The sequence below is a fragment of the Sphingopyxis sp. genome, assembly GCF_036402335.1.
Lineage (GTDB): Bacteria > Pseudomonadota > Alphaproteobacteria > Sphingomonadales > Sphingomonadaceae > Sphingopyxis.
On record NZ_DASWTD010000559.1, the window covers coordinates 1 to 8100 of the forward strand.

Annotated in this window: 6 protein-coding genes; 3 read left to right on the plus strand and 3 right to left on the minus strand. The window is 64.9% G+C overall.

All coding sequences use genetic code 11. From position 1 onward, the window contains the following. Positions 1 to 429 (minus strand): YqgE/AlgH family protein (locus VGD20_RS18210; protein ID WP_331135794.1); only part of this gene is annotated, 429 nt, incomplete at its 3' end. Positions 430 to 570: 141 nt separating this feature from the next. On the opposite strand from VGD20_RS18210, the gene VGD20_RS18215 reads away from it, so the two are divergent. The 3 genes from VGD20_RS18215 (at position 571) to VGD20_RS18225 (ending at position 5827) form a co-directional block, all read left to right on the plus strand. Continuing rightward, on the plus strand, positions 571 to 1053 hold the full coding sequence (locus VGD20_RS18215; RefSeq protein WP_331135795.1) for a peroxiredoxin: 483 nt from the start codon (positions 571 to 573) through the stop codon (positions 1051 to 1053). A 324-nt stretch (positions 1054 to 1377) separates the two neighbouring features. Then, positions 1378 to 4251, plus strand: coding sequence for a TonB-dependent receptor domain-containing protein (locus tag VGD20_RS18220; RefSeq protein ID WP_331135796.1), 2874 nt, complete (start codon positions 1378 to 1380; stop codon positions 4249 to 4251). A gap of 91 nt (positions 4252 to 4342) precedes the next feature. Then, positions 4343 to 5827 carry an AMP nucleosidase gene (locus tag VGD20_RS18225; RefSeq protein ID WP_331135797.1) on the plus strand — a complete coding sequence of 495 codons (1485 nt, stop codon included), beginning with the start codon at positions 4343 to 4345 and terminating at the stop codon, positions 5825 to 5827. Between the two features lie 63 nt (positions 5828 to 5890). Here the strand turns inward: VGD20_RS18225 and VGD20_RS18230 are convergent, their stop codons facing one another. After that, positions 5891 to 7738: a M2 family metallopeptidase gene (locus VGD20_RS18230; RefSeq protein WP_331135798.1), complete on the minus strand. Its 1848-nt coding sequence runs from the start codon at positions 7736 to 7738 to the stop codon at positions 5891 to 5893. Positions 7739 to 7813: 75 nt separating this feature from the next. After that, positions 7814 to 8100: alpha/beta hydrolase (locus VGD20_RS18235; protein ID WP_331135799.1), on the minus strand; the 287-nt coding region annotated here is incomplete at its 5' end.

Here is an 8100-nt window from a genome sequence, read left to right on the forward strand (position 1 = left end):
AACCATTTCGCCTTCCAGCTGTCCGGGCGACCAGCCCGCATAGCCCAGAGCTACCAGCCATCGCGACGGACCGCGGCCGTCGCCGATCGCACGCAATATGTCGTGCGAGCTCGATATCATCCAGCGGTCGCTGACCTGCACCGCGGCCTCGCCGCCCCAATCCTTGCTATGCAGCACGAAACCGCGCGACGGTTCGACCGGGCCACCGAGGAAAACGGGCTGTTCGAGCGGACGATCATAGTCGATCTCGAGCTGGTCGAGCACTGCACCGACCGTCATGCCAGCAATCGGGTCGGCGATGCCGATTCCCATCGCGCCATCCTCGTCATGGCTGATCATCGCGATCACCGAATGCTCGAAACGGGGATCGCCGATCCCGGGGAGCGCGAGCAATAATTGGCCGGTGAACCAGGTCGGGGCGGTCTCCATGTCCGTACAATGCCGCGACACGCCCAAAGGGTCCAGCACTTCGATGAATCGATCCGCCGCACCCTGACCGTCCTTGACTCCCGCGCTGGCCCACCCAATGTCGGCGCGACCCGAATTCCCCTCAAGAAAAGGATGCCGACCATGACGATCCAGACCGGAGACAAGCTGCCCGACGCCACTTTCGTGAAGGTCACCGAAAACGGCCCCGAACAGGTCAATACCGCCGATTATTTCAAGGGCCGCAAGGTTGCGCTCTTCTCGGTTCCGGGCGCCTTCACCCCGACCTGCTCGGCCAAGCATCTGCCGGGCTTCGTCGACAAGGCCGAAGAGCTCAAGGCTAAGGGCGTCGACGAAATCGTCTGCACCGCGGTCAACGACGCCTTCGTCATGGGCGCGTGGGGCAAGAGCGCGAGCGCTGGCAACAGCGTCACGATGCTCGCCGACGGCAATGGCGACTTCGCCGAAGCGGTCGGCCTGACGATGGACGGCAAGGCGTTCGGCATGGGCAAGCGCGGCCAGCGCTTCTCGATGATCGTCAACGACGGCGTCGTCGAACAGCTCAACGTCGAAGCACCCGGCGAATTCAAGGTGTCGAGCGCCGACCATATGCTCGAGCAGCTGTAAGTCTGCACCCGGGCGGCCCTCATCGAGAGCCGCCTCTTGCTTCGTCTCGCCGCCCCCTGAGCCGGCGTCCATTCCGTCAACGCACGGTTCCAATGGATGCCGGAACGGGTCCGGCATGACGAAAGCGGGCGCATCCGCCAATTTTGTCCCGATTTGCTGCAAGTTAGCCGGGCTGTGACCATATGGTCACAGTCCCGCAACATTCGTGCGCCGCAGGCGCATGCTTATCATCCCAATCCTCTTCTCAGGCGTTGCTGAAGCGGTCGCCGGACGTCGTCCGGACGGCCGCTTGAACATGCAAAAAAACAGCAGGAGGAGAGGATTATGACCCAGTTCCACCACTTTGTGCGCTCGGGAACGGCCGGCATCGCCATCGCGACAGCCCTGGCAGGCGCCGCCCCCGGATATGCGCAGCAACCGGACCCCGTTCCACAGGATAGCAGCGCCGCCGCGCCCGGCGAAACCATCGTCGTCACCGGCTCGCGCATCCGCCGCGACCCGCTCGACCAGGACGCGCCGATCGCCTTCATCGGACAGGAAGATATCGCGAAGACCGGCCTCAATTCGGTCAATGACGTGCTCCAGCGCCTGCCGAGTTCGGGCGGCGGCCTCAACAGCAAGTTCAACAATAGCGGCAATCTCGGCAACCCGCCCGACGGCGGCGGGGTCGGGGCCGGTGCGGCCGAAATCGACCTGCGCTATCTGGGTTCGCGCCGCGTGCTCGTCCTCGTCGACGGCATCCGCTACGTGAACGGCGCATCGGCGAGCGGCGTGCCGGGCTCAACCGATCTCAACTCGATCCCCGAGAGCGCGATCGAACGCATCGAGGTGCTGCAGGACGGCGCCTCGGCGATCTATGGCTCCGACGCGATCGCCGGGGTCGTCAATATCATCACCAAGAAAAGCCAGGAGGGGCTGCGCGCCAGCGCGCAGGTCGGCGGTTACGGCCAGGGCGATGGCTTTACCAAGAGCGCCCAGTTGAGCTGGGGCAACGGCCGCGGCCCGACGCAGATCGTCGTCGGCGCCAATTATGTCCAGCAGGACGGCGTCTTGGCAGGCAGCCGGGCGATTTCGCGCTTTCCGGCGCCCTATTCGAACACCTGCCTCGACGGCGGCTGCTCGGGCTTCGTACCGCTCGGACGCTTCATCGTCTTCGGAACGCCGACGGCCCGAAATGACCTGACGCTGCGCGGCCCGGTGATCGGCCGCAACCCCGTGTACAACGCCGGAAACCCGACCGATCCGGCAAGCGATTTCAAGGCCTTCACCGACGCCGACCGCTTCAATTTCGGCCCGTTCAACTATCTGCAGATCCCGGTCGAGCGCTATGGCGCCTTCATCAACGCGCGGCAGGAAATCTCCGACAGCATCAATTTCTCGGTTCGCGGGATATGGAACCGGCGCAAATCGAAAAACCAGGCCGCGCCGCTGCCCTTCGGCTTTGGCCCCGCGGCGGGGCTGACCCCGGTGCTCGACGTGATCACCGTCGATGCGACCAACCCGTTCAACCCGTTCGGGGTGACGCTCGACTCGAGCAATACCGATCTGGTCTATCGCCGCTTCGTCGAGGGTGGCCCGCGCCGCTTCAACCAGTCGGTGACGACCATCTACGGCGTCGCGACGCTCGACGGCAGCTTCGACATCGGCGGCGGGCGCAAATGGTATTGGGACATCAATGCCGCCTATGGCCGCAACAAGGCCAAACAGGCGATGTACGGCAACATCAACTCCGATCGCCTGCGCCGCGCGCTCGGTCCGGTCGCCGACTGCACCGGCGAATGCGTCCCCTTCAACATCTTCGGCGGGGTCGGGTCGATCACCCAGCCGATGATGGACTATGTCATGTTCACCCAGCGCGACCGCAGCCGCCAGTCGACCTTCAGCGCCTCTGCCAATGTGACCGGCAGCCTGTTCGACCTCCCCGGCGGGCCGCTCGGCGTCGCGGTCGGGGTCGAATATCGCAAGCTCAAGGGCAGCTTCGACCCCGATCCGATCGTCGCCGCGGGCTTCAGTTCGGACATTCCGGCGCAGCCGACGCGCGGCGACTATAATGTCAAGGAAGCCTATGCCGAACTCAGCGCCCCCGTGCTGTCCGACATCGCCTTCGTCGACCTGCTCGAATTCACCGGCGCGGTGCGCTGGTCGGACTATTCGACCTCGGGCTCGACGACGACGCTGAAGGGCGGCGTGAACTGGAAGCCGGTGCAGGATCTGCGCCTCCGCGCTTCCTATGCCGAAGGCTTCCGCGCGCCGTCGATCGGCGAATTGTTCGGCACCCAGTCGCGCTTCGACCAGCCGATCAACGATCCCTGCTCGACCTCGACCACCACGGGCCAGAACTGGAACAACAACGCGACGATCAAGGCCAATTGCATCGCGCAAGGCGTTCCCGCGGCCGGCTATGCCCAGGCCAATCCCCAAATCTCGGTGCTTGTCGGCGGCAACGAGGATCTGGCCGCCGAAAGTTCGAAGAGCTGGATCTTCGGCGGCGTCTATAGTCCCTCGTTCGTCCCCGGCCTGTCGCTCGAGGCCAATTATTACGACGTCAAGATCAAGGGCGCGATCCAGTCGGTGAATGCCGAGATCACGCTGGCGCAATGCGTGGGCCAGAACGACCCCGACGCCTGCGGACTGGTCACCCGCGCGCCGGGCGGAGGACAGCTGACCGTCATCGAAGGGCTGCTCCAGAATATCGCCGGGATCCGCACCAAGGGGATCGACGTCAACCTGACGTACAAAACCCAGGAAACCTCGGCCGGCCGCTTCGGCTTCACCTGGAACAACAGCTTCCTCACCCAATATGACGTGATCGTGCCCACCGCCGATGGCCGGCTCGTCATCAGCCGCGAAGGGACCGAACAGGGCAGCCCCAGCCAGACCTTCCCCAAATGGAAGTCGGTCGGCATCCTCGACTGGGACGGCGCGTCGATCGGCGCGACGCTGACCGGGCGCTATGTTTCGGCGATCAAGGAACCGCTCGCCGACAACAACAAGATGAAGGCGCGCTTCTACACCGACCTCCAGCTGCGCTGGTTCCCGGCGGAGGATCGCGATGAATTCGGCTTCGCGCTCGGCGTGAACAATCTGTTCAACGTCAAGGCGCCGGGCTGCATCAGCTGCGACATCAATAATTTCGATCCCACGGCCTATGACTTGCCCGGACGCTATTTTTACGCCCGCGCCAGCTTCAAGATGTAACAAAGGGGGCGGCGGCGCGGCCCGAAAGGCCGCGCCGCCATCATTCCGCGTCCCCTTCCCTTTTGTCACAATTTCGTGCAACAGCGACGCGATGACATCATCATCAAATCGAACCGACATCGCCGACCCGACCGCCCTTGTGGAAGGCGTCATCGCCGAACTGCAAGACAAGTTCCGCGCCTCGGTCACCGCGCTCAAATCGGCCATCGCTGCCTATGTCCGCGACCGCACGCTGCCGCCGGAGGACGCCGCCGCGACCGGCCTCTTCGACTATCCGGCGATCCGCCTGACCACCACCGGCGAGCAGCGCGAGGGGCAGAAGGGCCATAATCTCGCCTTCGGCCGCTTCGAACGCGCGGGCACTTTCGAAACCACCGTTACCCGCCCCGACCTCTTCGCCGATTACCTCCGCGACCAGCTCACCCTCCTCGCGCGCCACTACGACATCACGCTCGAAGTCACGCGCACCGGACAGCAAATCCCCTTCCCCTATGTGCTCGACGCGAGCGACGGATCGGACATGGGCGGGGTCACCCCGCTCGAACTCGCGCGCCATTTCCCGACCACCGAACTCGCCGACATCGGCGACGAACTCGCCGACGGCCTGTTCGGACAGGACCCCTCAGCGTCGCAGCCGCTCGCGCTGTTCGATGCGCTCCGCACCGACTTCAGCCTCGCGCGCCTCCGCCACTATACCGGCACCGCGCCCGAGCATTTCCAGCGCTACATCCTCTTCACCAACTATCATCGCTATGTCGACGAATTCGTCGCCTGGGCCGGGGCGCAGGTCGGGCAAGGCCGCTACACCGCGCTCGCGGGTGCCGCGGGCCTCTATGTCGACCAGCCCGGCGTCAACGCCAGCGCGCTCGTCGCCGACAGCGCCTGGCGGCGGCACCAGATGCCGGCCTATCACCTCGTCGCCCCCGACGGCGGCGGCATCACCCTCGTCAACATCGGCGTCGGCCCGTCGAACGCGAAGACGATCTGCGACCATCTCGCGGTGCTTCGCCCCGAGGCGTGGCTGATGATCGGCCACTGCGGCGGCCTCCGCCCCAGCCAGCGCATCGGCGACTATGTCCTCGCCCACGCGTACCTGCGCGACGATCATATCCTCGACGCGGTGCTCCCGGTCGCCATCCCGATCCCGCCGATCGCCGAAGTGCAGGTCGCGCTCGCGACCGCCGCCGAGGCGGTGTCGGGCGCGACCGGCGCCGACCTCAAGAAACGGATGCGCACCGGCACCGTCGTCACCACCGACGATCGCAACTGGGAACTGCGCTACACCGACAGCGCGCTGCGCTTCTCGCAGTCGCGCGCGATCGGCATCGACATGGAATCGGCGACGATCGCCGCACAAGGCTATCGCTTCCGTGTCCCCTACGGCACCCTGCTCTGCGTCAGCGACAAGCCGCTCCACGGCGAACTCAAACTGCCCGGACAGGCGAACCGCTTCTACGAAGAAGCGATCGCCGCCCATCTCCAGATCGGCATCCGCGCGTGCGAGACGATGCGCGACGAGGGCGCCAAGCTGCACAGCCGCAAGCTCCGCGCCTTCAACGAGCCGCCTTTCCGCTAGGAGCTGGGTGGCCACCGCCAGTCCCCCGCGCCACCGCGAACCGGTGCGCGAGGGGAAAGGCGCTTACCAGCCCGTCGGCTTACCCTTGTTCTGCTCGTCGAGCCAGGCTTTCAGCGGCGCAAAATAGTCGGCCATCGCTTTGCCCGACATTTCACGGCTGCCGGTGAAGGCTTCGAGCGCATCGGGCCACGGCTTCGATGCCCCCATTTCGAGCATCGCGTTCAGCTTCGCGCCAACCTCCTTGTTGCCGTAGAAAGAACAGCGGTGGAGCGGCCCCGTCCAGCCCGCCTGCTTGCACGCCGCCTCATAGAATTGGAACTGCAGGATGCGCGCGAGGAAATAGCGCGTGTACGGCGTGTTGCCCGGGATGTGGAATTTCGCGCCCGCGTCGAAGGCGTTCGCCGGCCGCTCGCCCGGCGGGACGATGCCCTGATACTGGGTGCGCAACTGCGTCCACGCCTTGTTGTAATCGGCGGGCTTGATCGTGCCGTCGAACACGCCCCAGCGCCAGCGGTCGACGAGCAGGCCGAAGGGCAGGAAGGCGACCTTGTCCATCGCCTGCCGCAGCAGGAGGCCTGTGTCCTTGTCGGCGCTCGGCACCTTCGCCTTGTCGAGCAGGCCGATGTCGACGAGATATTGCGGCGTAATCGACAGCGCGACGAAGTCGCCGATCGCCTCGTGGAAACCGTCGTTGGCGCCATTGAGATAGAGGAACGGCTGCCTGTTATAGGCACGCTGGTAATAATTATGGCCGAGTTCGTGGTGGATCGTCGTGAAGTCGTCGGCGTTCACCTTGATGCACATCTTGATCCGGATATCGTCCTTGTTGTCGACGTCCCATGCCGAGGCGTGACAGATGACTTCGCGGTCGGCGGGCTTGGTGAACTGGCTGCGCTTCCAGAAGGTTTCGGGCAGCGGCGCCATGCCGAGCGACGAATAGAAATTCTCGCCCGCCTTGACCATGTCGAGCGGGGTCTTGCCCTGTGCGGTCAGGAGGTCGCCGACGTCATAGCCGAGATCGCCCGAACCGGCGGGCGCGACGAGCGGATAGATATTGCCCCATTCCTGCGCCCACATATTGCCGAGCAGGTCGGCGCGGATCGGGCCGGTCTTCGGCTGTACGGCGTCGCCATATTTCTCGTTGAGTTTCCAGCGGACATAGGTGTGGAGCGCCATATAGAGCGGCTTCACTTCCTGCCACAGGCGCTCGGTCGTCTTGGCGAAATCCTCGGGCGACATGTCGTAACCCGACCGCCACATCGCGCCGGTGTTGGCGAAGCCGAGTTCCTTCGCGCCCTCGTTGGCGATGCCTACCATCCGGGCATAATCATCCTTCATCGGCGCGCCGACATTGTCGTGCCAGCTCGTCCACATTTCGGCGAATTGTGCGGGCGTGTTCTTCAGGTTGCCCATCTCCGCCTCGATATCCGAGCCCGAGATTTCCTTGCCGTTCAGCTTTCCGCGGCCTTTGCCGTACTGCGATTGCAGATCGGTCGCGATGTTGTTGAGTTCGGTCGCGGCGCCGGGCTTGGTCGGCGCGGGCAAGACAAGCCCGGTGCGCAAGATGTCGAGCTTGCGCTTCGTGTCGGCGCTCAGGCCGGCGACGTCCTTGTATCTGGCGGCCTCGAGGGCATATTTGACCGATTTTTCGGTCCCCACGGCGTTGATCCGCGCGGCCATCGCATCGGTGTCCTCGGTGATGTAGGTCGCATTGACCCAGTTCACCTGGCTGCCCTCGACCGTATAGTCGAACAGATCCTTTTCGGCGGCCGCAATGAAGGCATCGGCATCGGCCGCTGTGGGCTTCGCCGCCTTGGCGGCTGGCGCCGCGGGCTTCGGTTCGGCCGCGACGGCGGGGCCCGCGAACGCGAGCGACAGGGCAAGCGACAGGCTTGAAATCATGGCTTTCATGGGGTGCGTCCTCTGGAATATTCTGGCCGCGCTCTGCGGCGCATGGCGACAGCTAGGCGCTTGGCGCGAGTCCGGTCAAGCGGTCAGGAAGGCGACGATCGCCTCGCCGAGTTCGGGCTGGGTCACGCTCGACATATGCGTTCCCGGAATCGTCGCGAGCCGCGCATCGGCGAGCGCCGCGACGAGCTCGGGCGCCGAGCCATTGTCCTGATCGTCTGCTCCGCACACGACCAGCGTCGGCATCGTGATCGCCGCCAACGCGTCGGGCGGTGTATCGGTAAAGCTGTCGAGCAGATGCCCCGCGGCGATGCGGTCGACCTTCATCGTCTTCATGAACTGGATCGACATCCACGTGTCGTCGC

Bases quoted from the DNA above. Each gene is read 5' to 3' on its own strand.
- VGD20_RS18215 (WP_331135795.1), top strand. From the start codon at position 571: ATGACGATCCAGACCGGAGACAAGCTGCCCGACGCCACTTTCGTGAAG.
- VGD20_RS18220 (WP_331135796.1), top strand. From the start codon at position 1,378: ATGACCCAGTTCCACCACTTTGTGCGCTCGGGAACGGCCGGCATCGCC.
- VGD20_RS18225 (WP_331135797.1), top strand. From the start codon at position 4,343: ATGACATCATCATCAAATCGAACCGACATCGCCGACCCGACCGCCCTT.
- VGD20_RS18230 (WP_331135798.1), bottom strand. From the start codon at position 7,738: ATGAAAGCCATGATTTCAAGCCTGTCGCTTGCCCTGTCGCTCGCGTTC.